Genomic DNA, 15202 nt, shown 5'->3' with positions numbered 1-15202 from the left:
TTAAAACTATTTCTGTCTTGTTCAGCATATACAACAGGGTCATTAGCAAAATTAGCACTTATAAAATCCTGAGCTTTTTTTGGAAGCTGATTTGCTTGTATAGGCATGTCGGCTGCTGTTAGTATTGAAGCTTGCAAAATAGTGAGAAATAGTATAGAGATGAAAAGTTTAGTATTTTTTATCATACCTTACCTCCTTGTTATTTTTTGGTAATAATAAAACATATAGTTACATAAAAGGTAAAATTAGTATATAAAAAATATAATATATTTTACAATTTTATGTATGTTTTGTTTGTATTATGTAATTAAAAATCGAAATAAACAGCTATTTATGATTTTTTTATACAAAAAATAGACTTTATGTATTATTTGATTAATATATTGATTGACTTTTTTATAAAAATTCTTAAATTCTGTTTATATTAAAAATTGGAGGAAGTATGGCTCACAATATTATAGACGGATATAGAAAAATAGAGGGAAATTATCCTACATACAGAGAATATTTAATTCATTTTTATTGTAAAGACTGTTCAAATTTCTGGGCAGTAGATGATAAAGAAATCAATATATCCGAAGATGATGATATAACTCAAATTGACGACATAATAGAGGATTCAGTATCACATTGTCCTATATGCGGCTCTACTAATATAACAAGAAGCAATAACAATAATTAACAAATTTTTTTAAAGAGGCGTTTATATTTAATTAAATGCCTCTTTTATTTTGCTTTATTTTCTATAAAATCTGTAATTTCTTTATATCCCAAATCTTTAGCTATATTCAAAGCATCTTTATTGTCTTCATTTTTGATATTTAAATCTGCCCCAAGTTCTATTAATAGTTGAGAGGCTTTTACATTATTGTTTTTTACAGCTATAATTAAAGCACTGTCTCCTCTGACATCAGTATCATTAATATTAGCACCGTTTCTTATTAAAAAGTCAATAGTATCTATAGCTCCGTCTTCTGCTGCATACATTAAAGGAGTTTTATTGCTGAAATCTTTAGAGTTAATATTTATTCCAGAAGCAAGAAGCCTTTTTATTTTAGACAAATCGCCGTAAAGACAGGCTATATGTATGCTTTCAGAGTTTTCTATTTTTATATTTTTGGTAATTTTTTTGATAATAGGCCACAATATAACAACAGCTACTATTATTACTATAATCAGGGTATTGATATTGATGTTCATTTTTTATTCCAGTTATGACATTACATACCTTATAATAACAATAGACATTTGTTAATGTAAAATAAGAATTTTAATCTATTTTTTTAAATAAATAACTTTACCGTCCTTATTTTTTGTATCTATTACTATTTCTTTACCCTTTAACTGCATAGCATATGGAAATATGATATAAGGAACATTCAATGATTTTAATAATATAGCAGCATGAGACATAGCACTTCCATTAATAGATATAACTCCCTTTATATTTTCTCTTATTTCTGTTACTATGGAAGCATATATATTATCAACTATAAGTATTATATCATCTTCTTCAGGCAAGTTTATTTTTATATCCAATAAGTATTTTAATACCTGATAAAGTATGTCTTCTACATCATATTTTCTTTCTTTAATGTATCCGTCATCTAATGAATCAAAACTTTTGAATATATTTCTCATAACTTTATTGTATGAATAAGCAGCAGAATATTTTTTATTTTCTATTAAACTGTAAACTTCTTTTAGGGCATAATCATCGAAAAGCATTGATATATATGTTTCAAATATTAAATATTCATTATTCTGTAATTTCTTTTTTTCTATAATGCTTTTTTGTTCGAGAAGATCATTTTTCACATTTTCTATTGCCGATTTAAATTTCTCTTTTTCAGCTTCTATATCTTTTATATATTCCTTTTTTACATTTATATAAAAGTACATATATGTTGCTTTACCGCTTACAAACCCATCGCATACAACTTTATAATCACTTTCTATATCTTTTGAAGGCTGAGTTTTATATTTTGTTTCAAATTTTCCATTTACTAAATATTCAAATCTTTCAAGTACATCTTCAGCATCAGGACCTTTAGCATAAATCTCCATTACATCGCCGTATTCTATATTAAGTAATGTTACTTTAGTTATACTGTCAGCGGATACAGGCGGTTTATGTTTTGTCTTATTAGAAATAAATACTTTACTTTTTGAGTTAGCTATTATATTAATAAACATAAATACTGGTCTTGCATGAAAACCGTTTTCCAAAAGTATTTTATATTCACCTTTTATATAATCTTTAAACTCTATATCTTCAAGTAAATTATTATTATTTATAGAATAATCAAATTTATCTTTAACATACGATATTTTAGGCGTCAAACTTTCAAGCGATTCATTAATAACCTCATCAATATTTTTAGCCAAAGATGACTGTATAGCTGCATTAATTCCTCCTTCTATAAAAGGTGCCGAAGTCATTCTTACATTTTTTGCTTTCTCTTCATCAAGCATAGATAAAGCAAGCTCAGAACTTATCAATGCACTTCCCAAATCGCAAAATATTATAACCCCATCATCAGAATATACGCTCTCTATAGCATTAAAAACTTCTACAGCATCAGTTCCAAGCTCTTTATGATCATCTCCGCTTCCACCAGAAAAAGCTATAGGTATATCAGTATTTGTAACTTTTTTTATATATTCAGCCGTAGTTTTAGCAAGCTCATAGCTATGTGAAACAAATATTAAACTAACCACATTAATTCCTTTTAATACTTTTATTTTTTAATATTTTTATAATATATTTATCAATTCTTTTATCATCATGTAAGAGGAAGCAGCACCTGCATCCTGATGTCCTTTGCTTCTCTCTCCTAAGTAACTCGCTCTTCCTTTAGTAGCAATCATATCAATTGTAGATTTCATTCCATTTTCTGCAGATATTAGCACTTCTTTTTTGAAATTTTCTAAATTATCAGCATTATTTTTCATGGCTTCTGCAGCAGGATATAATGTATCAAGCATAGTTTTTTCGCCCGCTTTTGATTTTCCTAGTGCAGATACAGCATTTGTACCTTTATTAAATATTTCTGCTATATCGTTTAATGATAATTCTTCCTTATTTGAAGATACACTTACAGCATTAAGAAAGAATGTACCATATAGAGGTCCAGAAGCTCCGCCTACATTTTTTATAAGCATAGCGGCTGTTTGTTTGAATATAGACGATATAGAAGCATTTTCATCTTTGTTAAGTGCCTCTCTTACAAAACTAAAACCTCTGCTTATATTTATGCCATGATCAGCATCTCCTATATCAGCGTCCAGCTTTGTGAGATAATCTTTATTTTCATCATAAACTTTAGAGAGATTAATAAGCCATTCTTTTATTTTTATGCTGTTATACATCAATATCTCCTTTTCTTTAATTTAAGATTTATTTATTTTTATTACATCCCCCATCTTAAAGCTGCAGTATGAACTGGATAATCCCATAATTTTAATATATCATCATTGACTTTTATCAAACTTATAGAAGCACCTGCCATATCTATAGAAGTAACATAATTTCCAATAAGATTTCTTACTATTTTTATGCCTTTTTTTTCAGCTATTTGTTGAACATCATTGTATAATATATAAAGTTCCATCAAAGGAGTAGCACCCATACCATTAACCATACATATAACTTCATCTCCGTTTTTGTATGGTATATCAGAACATATTGCCTCCATCATAGTTTCAGCGATTTTTTGAGAGCTTATTAATTTTATTCTTTCTCTCCCTGGCTCTCCATGTATTCCTATTCCCATTTCTATTTCATCATCAGATATATCAAAAGTAGGTTTTCCCACAGCAGGTACTGTGCATGATGTCAAAGCCATACCCATAGAACGAGCATTTTCTTTGCAGTAATTAGCATATTCTAAAACTTTATCTATATTATCCCCTCTTTCAGAAGAAGCTCCGCAAATCTTTTCAAAAAATACAGTAGCACCTACTCCGCGTCTTCCAGTGGTATATAAACTATTTTTTACAGAAACATCATCATCTATAATAACACTTCTAACATCAATATTTTCAGCTTTACATAGATCTTCAGCCATTTGGAAGTTCATCACATCACCAGTATAGTTTTTTACCAAAAATAAAACACCTTTTTCATAGTTTACAGCCTTAACAGCCTCTTCCATTTGGTCTGGGGTAGGGGAAGTAAATATTTCTCCCGGACATGCAGCGTCAAGCATTCCGTATCCTACAAAACCTGCATGCAAAGGCTCATGACCAGAACCTCCGCCTGATATTAAAGCCACTTTACTGCTTTTAGAGGCTCTTGTTACGAATATGGGGTCATAATTTACTTTAATTAAATTATTATATGCTTTTTGCATTCCAAGAAGTTCTTCATTTATTATGTTATTTACATTATTGATGATTTTTTTCATAATATCCTCCAATTGTATATTATGAGTTTTTATTTTTGTGCTTATATGTTATATTATGTATACTAATAATTATAAATATAAAACATCTTTTTGCAAGAGATTATTAAAGAATTTATAATAAATATAATGTAAAAAATAAAAAGAATATGTAAATTCATTTTATATATTTTATACGATGTCTGAGTATAATTATTTTTTATAAATTTATTAAATTTGCTTGCAATTATTGGCTAATAATAGTATTATTAATAGAACTTAATATATTAAGGGGTTGTATAATGCTCAAGAAAATATTTATCGTAACATTAATGTTTGCATTTTCTTTATCATCTGTTTTTGCTCAAGAAACTACTACTACTGAAACAACAACAGAATCAGAAGGTAATAAACCAAGAGAAGAGTTGTCTCAGAATTTTGTAGATGCTTTAGCTAGTCAAGATGAAAGACTTTTAATATCAGCCATAGAGAGCGGTTCTCCTCAAGTTAAAGCTTTATGTTTCAAAGCTTTAAGTGAAAAAGGTGCTAGTTCTGAAAATTTATTGGAAGCAATTAATAGATATGTAAGCTATGGCTTAAATGCACCTAGCAGTCAAAATTCTGATTCTATGGTACGCTATCAGGCTTTACAAGCTGCTAAAGCTGCTAAATCAGAAACTTCTGTAGAATACATATCTCAAATGTTGTATTCTGAACAAGAAACTTCTAATATAATAGCTGCTGCTCAGGCATTAGGTGAAATAGGAAGTCCTAAAGGTGTAGCTGCTTTGCTTTTCCAATTAAGATTAGCTAAAACTCAGGCTATAGTTTATGAAACTGCTGTTGCTTTAGGTAAAATAGGCGATCAGGCTGCTTTAAGCGACTTGATAGATTTGGCTCAAAATGATCAATACTTTATAGTTGTTAGACAAGCTGCTGTTGATGCTATAAAAAATATTAAACCTTCTTCAGGTGATAATAATGGCGGTTCTTCTTCAACAACTACTACTGATGATACTGCTGCAGCTCAATAATTAAGACATTAATTTTATTTTAATAAAAAAGCCTATCAGTAAAATGGTAGGTTTTTTTATGTTCTTTATTTTTTTCTACTCGATGTTTAATAATTTTTTGTTATTGGAAAAATATTATTTTGCGATAATATAATAATTATAACTTGATAAATAAAAATTTAGCTGTTAAAATACCGCATTAATTTTTATAATAAATATTTTAAGGATTATTGATGATTAAAGTTGATAATATAGTTAAATATTATGGAGAACATCTTGCTCTTAAAGGTGTATCCTATTCTATAAATAAGGGAGAAATAGTAGGATTTTTAGGACCTAACGGAGCTGGTAAAAGCACTATGATGCGTATAATTACTGGTTATCTTCCTGCTACAAGCGGATATGTTTATTTAGATGATTATGAAGTATATGACAACCCTATAGAAATTAAAAAGAGAATAGGTTATATGCCGGAAAATGTTTCTCTATATACAGAAATGACTGTAATAGACTATTTAAGATTTTGTGCCAAACTTAAAGGCATACCTAGAAAACATATAAAAACTGCTTTGGAAAATACTATAGAAATTACTGGACTTACAAAATATAGAAATAGAATAATAGGGCATTTATCAAAAGGTTATAAGCAGCGTACTGGAATAGCTCAGGCTATAATTCATGATCCTGAAGTTTTGATATTAGATGAGCCTACAAGCGGACTTGACCCTAATCAGTTAATAGAGGTAAGATCACTCATTAAAAGTTTGGGGGGAACTAGAACTGTTATACTTTCTACTCATATATTAAGCGAAGTAGAAGATACCTGCGAAAGGGCTTTGATTATAGACAGCGGAGAATTAATCGCTGAAGACACCATTGAAGGTTTAAAAATGGCTATGGACAGAGAGATATTGGGAGGAAATATCGAACTTAAAGTGGCTGGAAGATATAATGACGCTCTTTTATGTGTGAGAGAAGTTAATGGAGTAGTGCAGGCTGAGGCTAATGCTTTCGGAGATATAATTATAGAATGTGAAAGAGGTAATGATTCTAGGGCGGCAATAGTTAAGCATTTGGTTAATAATAACTTTGATGTTTTGGAAATCAGAGCTAAAGAGAGATCTTTGGAAGAGGTATTTATTTACTTCACAGATAAAAAGAAAAATGAAGATTTTGATAAATCTAAATATATAAGAGATGAAATAGTTTCTTATAATGATAATAAAGAAAAAAATGATGACAATAATTAATATTTTAAGGGGTTAAAATGAGAAATATATATGTTGTATTTTCAAGAGAGATTCAGTCCTTTTATGTATCGCCTTTGTATTATATATTGGGATTTATATATTTAGCTTTGACTGGATACTTTTTTACTATAGAAGTTTATTATAGCAGATTGGCAGTTATGGAAAACACTATGTATAATATAGGTTTTTTTACAATATTATTTCTTTCTATTCTTTGTATGAAACTTATAGCTGAAGAACGTGCTTCTGGTACTTTTGAGCTTATAATGACAGCACCTATTACTTCTTTGCAGTATGTTTTGGGTAAGTATTTATCAGTATTAGTTGTTTATGCCTCTCTTCTTGTTATGACTTTTGTTTATCCTATACTTCTTATGATATTTGGAAAACCTGATATAGGAGTTATATTCAGTGGGTATTTAGGTTTATTTCTTTTAGGTACTGCAATACTTGGACTTGGACTTATTGCTACAAGTATATCTAAAAGTCAATTAGTTGCTGCTATTTTGGGTGTTTCTATGGGAGTATTTGCCTATATCATAAATTGGCTTAGTGAAATGTTTACAGGGGCTAGCAAAATATTAAATGCTATTTCCATCACTACATATTTTTCAGATTTTACTAAAGGCATGATAGATATACAGAATGTTATATTCTTTTTTATTTGGGCTGTTGCTTGTATAGCAATATCCACTATGTTTGTAGAATCTTATAAATGGCAGTAATTTTAACTTTATAAATCTATTAAAAAGGGCTTTGTCAAAATGTCTGATATAGTTGAGTATGTAAAAAATAATGATTTCTATAATGTGAAAAAATGTTTGGAATCTGACAGTAGTTTATCTGATGCTAGAGATGAAGAGACTAAGTTTACATTGCTTATGATATGTGCTAAGAAAGGTTATTTTGATATAGCCAAACTTTTAGTAGAAGAAGGTGCTAATATCAATGCAAGAAGCAAAACTGGTATAACTGCATTGATGTTTGCCTGTGCAGAAAAGCAGAAAGATATTGCAATATATTTAATAGATTCTGGTGCTGATGTTAATTTAAGAGATAAGCCTTTATTTTCAGCTCTTCTTTATGCTTCTCTCACAAAAGAATATGATATAATAAAAGCATTAGTTGAGGCTGGTGCTGATGTTAATGCTAAAAATTTCAAACTTGTAACACCTTTGATGTTTGCCTCTGGAATTGGAGATATTGATACTATGAAGCTTTTAATAGAAAATGGGGCAGATATAGAGCATAAAAATAAAGACGGAGAAAGGGCTTTGGAGTTTGCTATTCGTAAAGAGCAGAAAGAAGCAGCAGATTATTTAAAAACTATCTCTAAATAACTTTTTATTTTTTTAATATACAAATAATAAAAGTAAAAGAAATAATTATACTTTCTAATATTAAAGAAAAAGTAAATATTATATTTATAAAATATACTTGTATTTATATGTAAATGTATTTAAATTATAAGTATTTACATCATCTTTATAAAAATCTTTTATCTTATCAATAATAATTAATAAAAATCTTATTTTAAATTTGACTAATGATTAAATATATATTATTATTAATTAATAATTATTATTAATAATGATATATTATGAACAGTGATAAAAAAGAAACAGTTATACTTTTTAATATGGGAGGGGCTAATAGCATAAAAGAAGTAGATACATTTTTAATCAATATGTTTAATGATTATCATATATTAAACATAAAAAATAGTTTTATGAGAAGCATTATAGCAAAAAAGATAGTAAATAAGATTAAACCAAATGTAATAAAACACTATGAAGCAATAGGCGGGAAATCTCCAATAAATGAATATACAGAAAAACTAGTCAATAAACTTAATAAATTGGACAGTTCAAAAGATTATAAATATGTAATGAATTATAGTAATCCTTCAGCTTATAATGTATTAAAAGAATTAAAATATAATAATGTTAGAGAAATTACATTATTCAGTATGTATCCGCAGTATTCAGAAGTTACTGTAAAATCATCATTAGAAAGTATTTATAAAGTTATGAAGAAATTAAAATATAAAGCAAAAATTAATATAGTTGATAGATATTATTATGATGATAATTATAATAATGCTGTAGTGAAATTAATAAAAGAAAGTATAAAATATAAAAACAGTGAAGAATACATATTAATATTTTCAGCACATTCTATACCAAAAATACATATTGATAAAGGAGATCCTTATAAATATGAATGCCATTGCAATGCAGAAATACTAAAAGATAAACTTTATAAAGAAGGATTACATTTTAAAGATATTGTACTTTCTTATCAGTCAAAAATAGGAAAATTAGAATGGCTTTCTCCTACTACAATAGACATGGTAAAAAAATACAGCGGTGAAAAATTGATAATATACCCTTTGGCATTTACTATAGACAATTCCGAGACAATTTATGAGATAGATATAGAATACAGAAAAGAGGCTATTAATAAATACAATATTAAAGATTTTATATTATGTCCTTGTTTAAATGACAGCACATCTTTTGCCAAGACTATTATTGAATTATCAAATATTAACAAAGAAGTTAATATGTATGATAAAATTATTTAATAACATAGCACTTTTTTATATTTTTTTAGTTTTATATAATAATATGTAATTTTATAGTAAATAAAAAATATTATAATACAACAAGTATAAAATATTTTTACTTTTATAGTTTACTTTTAAATTATATATGATATAACTTTATAAAATCAAAAATATAGTTTGTTGGAGAAGTTTATGTTAAATATGTTAAAATTGAAAACTATTTATTATGCTGCTATTATGTTATTTATAATGGGGGTAAGTATGTTTGCTGCTGTTGCTATTGATAGAACAAGTCCAATAGGAGAAAATACTAGCAGATATAACTATGAAGCAATAACTGTGACATTCAATCAGCAGATGGTTGCTTTGCAGTCTATAAAAGAAGTAACTAATGAATATTTCAGTTTTAATGTAGATGTTAAAGGTACTTATAGATGGCTTTCTATTAATACTTTAGCTTTTTATCCTAGTGAGCCTTTGCCTGATAATACAGCTATTGAAGTTACACTTAAAAAAGGAATAAAAAGCGAACTTACAGGAGAAGTATTAGAAAATGATTATACTTGGAGTTTTAATACTTTAAGACCTATAATGCAGAAAAGTTCTCCTTATGACAGACAGTCAGATTTGGCTACTGATGTAAATATAGTTGTTTATTATAATATGCCTATATATCTTGAAAGTGCCAAAGAAAATATAGAATTAATTTCAAGCAATACTTACAGAAATATAGACTTTGATGTTAGATATGCAAGGTTGGAAGATTTAAGAGAATGGGAAACTAATGAATACGAACTTGAACAAGTACTAGTTATAAAGCCTAAAACTGTTTTGGATAAGAATGATAAAATAACAGTACATATAGAAGAAGGGCTTGCTGCTATTAATGGAAATTTGGGAACTGCAGATAATGACAGTTTTACTTTTTCTACACATGATGAATTCTATTTTAATGGAGATAGTGAACAAACGGTAACAGCGTCATATTCTCCAGAAGCTCCTAGAATTAATTTCTCTACAAGAGTTGAATGGGCGGATTTGATAAGAAATATTGAAATAACTCCAGCAATTCAGCTTCCTACAGAAGAAGATATACAGCAAAACTCTTGGAGCTCTAAAAGTTTTTCACTTTATTCTTTAAGGTTTAATCCTAATGTTACATACAATATAAAAATAAACGGAAGTCTTAAAGATGCTTACGGACAAACTTTAGGAAAAGAACAAAACATTACATTAAATGTTACAGACTATAATCCAAGCCTTTCTATACCTTCTGGAATGGGAGTTGTAGAATCTTATGAAGGAATAAAACTTCCAGTACAGGTAATGAACCCTAATACTATTAATATACAAAGCAGATATGTTGATAAAGAAAATATCATACCATTTTTATTTGTAAATAAAGAAGTATACAGATATGATGAAAGTGCAGAGTTTAGAAATTATACAAACCAATATAAAAACTTATTGGGATATAATAACACTACAGAGTACACTCCAGATGTTGAAAGAAACAGATACATCACAACAGCACTTTATTTAACAAACTATATGAATAATAAACAATACGGACTTTTATCAATAGAGTTTAAAAGTAAGACTGGATATCAAAGTCAGTATGATTATTCATCATCTTCACAAATACAAATTACATCTATGGGAGTAACAGGAAAATTCTCAGGAGATTCAAATACAATATTTGTAACAGATTTAAAAACAGGAATGCCTATTGAAGGAGCTCAAGTAGAAATAAGAGATGACTTTAACAGAGTATTAGAAAAAGCTACTACTGATGAAAATGGAATAGCTACTACTAAAGGATTCAGAGCTTTAGGTATAAACAGAGTAAGCAGATGGTCATCACCAAGACAATGGGCTATAGTTACAAAAGGAGATGATGTATCTTTTATAAATAGCGACTGGGGTACAGGTGTTTCACCTTGGAGAATGGATATAAGTTATAATGATGCTCCTCCTACTAAAGATTATAACGGCTCTATGTTTACAGAAAGAGGTATTTATAAAGCAGGAGAAGAGGTACATATAAAAGGTGTTATAAGAGAAAATAGAATAGGCAGCTGGCAAATACCTAGTGATTTAAAAAACGGAACATTTACAATAAACAATTCAAGAGGTGAAGAGATACATAAAGGAACAATTACTTTAAATGAATATGGTTCTTATTTGATAGATTTCACACTTCCAGCCGATGCTCCTACAGGTTATTATAATGTAAATGCTGAGTTTAAAAGCGAGTCTAATAATGACAGAGAGGAAAATACCTCATACAGTTTATCACAAAGTTTCAGAGTAGAAGAGTTTAAACCTTTAGAATATGAGAGCAGATTATGGGTTGAAGATAAAAATTATTATTTAGGCGATACTATGCCTATAAAAATGTCTGGCTGGTATTTATTCGGCGAGCCTATGATATCTAATCAGGTAGATTATAATATATCTATGAATGAAACTTTCTTTACTCCGCCTAATAATGCAGGATTCAGATTTACAAAATTAAGCTGGTTTGAAGATGAGTATTATAACAATTATTATTCTATGATAGCAAACGGTACAGCTTCATTAGATGAAAAAGGAGAATATGCTTATGCTCCTACTGTAGATGCAAGCCGTTCAATACATGCAGCTTATGTTACTATAGAATCAACTGTATCAGGTGAGGATTCTCAGAGAGTAAGCACAACTAAAAGTGTATTAGTTCATGGAAGCGATTATTATATAGGTATAAAAAGACAAGGATATTTCTTGGAAACTGATAAACCTACACAATTAGAGTTTATAGCAGCAGACCCAGAAGGCAACAGACTTGAAGGTAAAAAAATAGAAGTACAAGTTATAAGAAGACATTGGGAATCTGTAAGAAAGGCTATAACAGGCGGAAGATTTGAATGGGAATCTAAACAGATTGATGATGTTGTTGAAACTACTACAGTTACAACAGCTAAAGATCCTGTATCTTTTAGTTTTACTCCTACAAACTCCGGACTTTATATAGTATTAGCAAGAGCAAAAGATTCTAAAAACAGAGAAGTTGCTTCTGATGAATATATGTATGTTATAGGTAAAGATTATGCTCCTTGGGCTATGTTTGATGATGATTTGCTGGAGCTTATAACAGAAAAAGAAGAGTATCAGCCTTATGAAACAGCTAGAATAATGGTAAAATCTCCTTATGAATCTGCTACTGCTTTGGTAACAGTTGAAAGAGAATATGTAATAGATTCTTTTGTAACAAATATAGAAGGCTCCACTGCTTTAATAGAAGTACCTATAAAACCAGAATATTTGCCTAATGTTTATGTAGGTGTTTCACTTGTTAAAGGGAGAGTTGAAAATGAAGCTTATACTAATTATGCAACTGATGAAGGTAAGCCGTCATTTAAAATAGGTTATGCAGGACTTTCAGTTTCTCCGCGTGAAAAAGAGCTTAATGTAAAAATAACAAAATCTGCTGACAGCTTAGAGCCTCGTGATGAGATGACAGTTGATTTATATGTTGAAACAAAAGAAAGCAAACCTATGGAAACAGAGATAATGTTAAGTGTTGTTGATGTGGGAGTATTAAATTTAATAGGATACAAAACTCCTAATTGGTTTAATACATTCTACGGAAAAAGACCTTTGAGTGTAGCAAGTGCCGATACAAGAATACATTTGATAGGTCAGCGTAACTATGGAGAAAAAGGAGATACACCGGGCGGAGACGGTATGAGAGCTAATGCTTCACTTATGGCTAAAGCTGAAGCTATGGGTATGGACGTATTCAGCATAAGAAAAAATTTCCTTACTACTGCTTTCTATCAAGGAAGAGTAAAAACTGATGCTGAGGGTAAAGCTACAGTTACATTTAATTTACCAGACAATATTACATCATTTAGAATAATGGCTTCTGCTATAAACAAAGATGGTTATTTCGGGGCTTCTGATGATGTTGTTGTAGTTAAGAAAAATATTATGCTTATGCCTACACTTCCAGAGTTTGCCTATGTTGAAGATAAATTAAAAGCTGGTACATTAGTTTATAACTATTCTGATAAAGATTTAGAAATAGAAGTTCAGGCTGTTGCTTCTAATGCTATGATAGAAAATGATGTACAAAAAATAACAGTTCCTAAAGGCGGAAATGCTGATGTAAGATTTGATATTATAGCTACAAACAGAGGAGAGGCTAAAGTTACTATACTTGCTAAAGGCGGAGAATATACTGATGCTGTAGAGAAATCATTTGAGGTTAATGTACCTATGACTACAGAGTCAGTTGCAGTATTCTCAAGCACTACAAACAACAATACTGATTTGATGATAAGAGTACCTAATATTACAGAAGCGTATAGAGGTGCTGGAAGTTTGGAAGTTTATATGTCTCCTAGTGCATTTAGTGAACTTTCTGGAGGAATTAATTATCTTATTAATTATCCTTATCTTTGTTTAGAGCAGCAGTTATCAAGAGTTTATCCTATAATAACAAGCAAAAGATTATTAGTAGACATGAAACTTACTGATATACCAGAATCAGAATTAGATAAAACAGTAACTGATTTCTTGAAAACTATGCCAACATATCAAAGTCTTAATGGAGGGTTCTCATACTGGCCTAGCAAAACTTGGATATCACCATGGCTTACTGCTTATGCTGCTGATGCTATGATTAAGGCTAAAAAAGAGGGATACGCTATTGATGAAAACTCTTTACAGTTGGCATTAGAATATATAAACAATTATGCTAAAAGCGGAAATGCTGAAAAACCTAGCTTCTGGAATGATGAATATATTAATTTATCTTCTATAGCTTATATTGCTGCAGTTCTTGCTGAGGGCGGATACAACGCTAATGATGTAAAAGCTATAATAGACAGAATATACCCACAAGTTAATAATATTCCTTTCTACGGACAGGTTCAATTAATGAGGGCTATGTACTATAATAAATATGACAATAATGCATTTACTAATGTAAGACAGTATATACTCAATACTATTAAAGAAGACCCTACTACTGCTCATTATGAACTTGAAGGAAGATACGCTAATCTTTATTGGATACACTCTTCATCAGTAAGAGATACTTCTGTAGCTTTATATGCATTAATAGAAACAGGATATGATAATGCTATTAATGAAAAAGTGGTTCGCTGGATTGTTCAGTCAAGAAAAAACGGCAGATATTTAAATACTCAGGATAATGTTTCAGTATTTGCTGCTATGAATATGTATTATAAAAAATACGAAAATGTTAGTCCTAATTTCAAAGCAGAGTTTATATATCAGGGACAAACTTTACTTGCAGAAACATTTAGTTCAAGAACTCAGCCTAGCCTAACAAAAAATTATGCTTTAGATGAGTTTATGAATGACAGATTAAGCAATTTAAATACTAGAAGTGCTTTAGCAAGTATTAAAAGAAACGGAGATGGCAGACTTTATTACGGCGTAAGACTTACTTATGCACCTCGTGACTTAGCTGTTAATAGAGATGCTGGAATAAAAGTTGTTAGAGAGTATCAAACTAAAGACGGTAAAGTATTAGACCTTACAAAAGATAAATTCAAACAAGGTGAGGAATATGTTGTTGTAGTAAAAGTTACAGTTCCTTATGAGAGACATTTTGTAGTAGTTGACACTCCTATTGCTTCTGGTATGAGAATATTAAACTCTTCATTTGCTACAGAAAGCATTGAAGTTAAAAACATTACCGGCAATCAAGGTACAAGCTGGTGGGGCGGATTTAATCATACTGAAAACTATAGTGACAAAATATTATTATTTGCCGATATTCTTGATAAGGGAGAGCATGTATACAAATATGTAGTTAGAGCAGCTACTCCTGGTGAATATTTGCTTCCTGCTACTAAAGCTGAAGAGATGTATAATCCAGAAGTATTTGGTTATGACGGACAGTATAAAGTAATAATTGAGGCTAAATAATTTAATAATTAAATTGTTAGAATAAAATTTAAAGGGCGGTAT

11 protein-coding genes and 1 pseudogene are annotated in these 15202 nt (G+C 29.4%); 7 read left to right on the top strand and 5 right to left on the bottom strand.

The window, feature by feature from the left end; translation table 11 throughout:
* Positions 1-185: pseudogene (locus F811_RS0105080) on the bottom strand (PepSY-like domain-containing protein); the annotation flags it as partial.
* Positions 186-442: 257 nt separating this feature from the next.
* Between F811_RS0105080 and F811_RS0105075 the strand changes: the two are divergent.
* On the top strand, positions 443-682 hold the full coding sequence (locus F811_RS0105075) for a hypothetical protein (RefSeq protein WP_013114642.1): 240 nt from the start codon (positions 443-445) through the stop codon (positions 680-682).
* Between the two features lie 44 nt (positions 683-726).
* Here F811_RS0105075 and F811_RS0105070 read toward each other — a convergent pair whose 3' ends face one another.
* The 4 genes from F811_RS0105070 to dhaK form a co-directional block, all read right to left on the bottom strand.
* Positions 727-1200: an ankyrin repeat domain-containing protein gene (locus F811_RS0105070; protein WP_020004198.1), complete on the bottom strand. Its 474-nt coding sequence runs from the start codon at positions 1198-1200 to the stop codon at positions 727-729.
* A 75-nt stretch (positions 1201-1275) separates the two neighbouring features.
* Positions 1276-2721 (bottom strand): dihydroxyacetone kinase phosphoryl donor subunit DhaM, encoded by a 1446-nt coding sequence (gene dhaM, locus F811_RS0105065; RefSeq protein ID WP_020004197.1) that lies wholly within the window; start codon positions 2719-2721, stop codon positions 1276-1278.
* A gap of 36 nt (positions 2722-2757) precedes the next feature.
* Positions 2758-3372 (bottom strand): dihydroxyacetone kinase subunit DhaL, encoded by a 615-nt coding sequence (gene dhaL, locus F811_RS0105060; RefSeq protein ID WP_020004196.1) that lies wholly within the window; start codon positions 3370-3372, stop codon positions 2758-2760.
* A 41-nt stretch (positions 3373-3413) separates the two neighbouring features.
* Positions 3414-4409 carry a dihydroxyacetone kinase subunit DhaK gene (dhaK, locus tag F811_RS0105055; RefSeq protein WP_020004195.1) on the bottom strand — a complete coding sequence of 332 codons (996 nt, stop codon included), beginning with the start codon at positions 4407-4409 and terminating at the stop codon, positions 3414-3416.
* Between the two features lie 278 nt (positions 4410-4687).
* Between dhaK and F811_RS0105050 the strand changes: the two genes are divergently transcribed.
* The 6 genes from F811_RS0105050 to F811_RS0105025 all read left to right on the top strand — a co-directional run bounded on the left by F811_RS0105050 (position 4688) and on the right by F811_RS0105025 (position 15160).
* Positions 4688-5419: a HEAT repeat domain-containing protein gene (locus F811_RS0105050; RefSeq protein WP_020004194.1), complete on the top strand. Its 732-nt coding sequence runs from the start codon at positions 4688-4690 to the stop codon at positions 5417-5419.
* A gap of 212 nt (positions 5420-5631) precedes the next feature.
* A complete protein-coding gene (locus F811_RS0105045; protein ID WP_020004193.1) occupies positions 5632-6648 on the top strand; it encodes an ABC transporter ATP-binding protein in 1017 nt (338 codons plus the stop codon).
* Positions 6649-6665: 17 nt separating this feature from the next.
* Positions 6666-7373 carry an ABC transporter permease gene (locus tag F811_RS0105040; RefSeq protein WP_020004192.1) on the top strand — a complete coding sequence of 236 codons (708 nt, stop codon included), beginning with the start codon at positions 6666-6668 and terminating at the stop codon, positions 7371-7373.
* Between the two features lie 39 nt (positions 7374-7412).
* Positions 7413-7988, top strand: a complete 576-nt coding sequence (locus F811_RS0105035; protein WP_020004191.1) for an ankyrin repeat domain-containing protein — start codon at positions 7413-7415, stop codon at positions 7986-7988.
* A gap of 260 nt (positions 7989-8248) precedes the next feature.
* Positions 8249-9235 carry a ferrochelatase gene (hemH, locus tag F811_RS0105030; protein WP_020004190.1) on the top strand — a complete coding sequence of 329 codons (987 nt, stop codon included), beginning with the start codon at positions 8249-8251 and terminating at the stop codon, positions 9233-9235.
* 174 nt (positions 9236-9409) lie between these two features.
* Positions 9410-15160, top strand: coding sequence for an Ig-like domain-containing alpha-2-macroglobulin family protein (locus F811_RS0105025; RefSeq protein WP_020004189.1), 5751 nt, complete (start codon positions 9410-9412; stop codon positions 15158-15160).
* Positions 15161-15202: the final 42 nt, after the last annotated feature.

The organism is Brachyspira innocens ATCC 29796, assembly GCF_000384655.1.
GTDB lineage: Bacteria > Spirochaetota > Brachyspiria > Brachyspirales > Brachyspiraceae > Brachyspira > Brachyspira innocens.
The sequence above is the reverse complement of the archived record's forward strand: the minus strand, read 5'-3'. Positions and strand labels throughout refer to the sequence as shown.

Bases quoted from the DNA above. Each gene is read 5' to 3' on its own strand.
- F811_RS0105025 (WP_020004189.1), top strand. From the start codon at position 9,410: ATGTTAAATATGTTAAAATTGAAAACTATTTATTATGCTGCTATTATG.
- F811_RS0105070 (WP_020004198.1), bottom strand. From the start codon at position 1,200: ATGAACATCAATATCAATACCCTGATTATAGTAATAATAGTAGCTGTT.
- F811_RS0105075 (WP_013114642.1), top strand. From the start codon at position 443: ATGGCTCACAATATTATAGACGGATATAGAAAAATAGAGGGAAATTAT.
- dhaL (WP_020004196.1), bottom strand. From the start codon at position 3,372: ATGTATAACAGCATAAAAATAAAAGAATGGCTTATTAATCTCTCTAAA.
- hemH (WP_020004190.1), top strand. From the start codon at position 8,249: ATGAACAGTGATAAAAAAGAAACAGTTATACTTTTTAATATGGGAGGG.
- F811_RS0105035 (WP_020004191.1), top strand. From the start codon at position 7,413: ATGTCTGATATAGTTGAGTATGTAAAAAATAATGATTTCTATAATGTG.
- F811_RS0105045 (WP_020004193.1), top strand. From the start codon at position 5,632: ATGATTAAAGTTGATAATATAGTTAAATATTATGGAGAACATCTTGCT.
- dhaK (WP_020004195.1), bottom strand. From the start codon at position 4,409: ATGAAAAAAATCATCAATAATGTAAATAACATAATAAATGAAGAACTT.
- F811_RS0105040 (WP_020004192.1), top strand. From the start codon at position 6,666: ATGAGAAATATATATGTTGTATTTTCAAGAGAGATTCAGTCCTTTTAT.
- F811_RS0105050 (WP_020004194.1), top strand. From the start codon at position 4,688: ATGCTCAAGAAAATATTTATCGTAACATTAATGTTTGCATTTTCTTTA.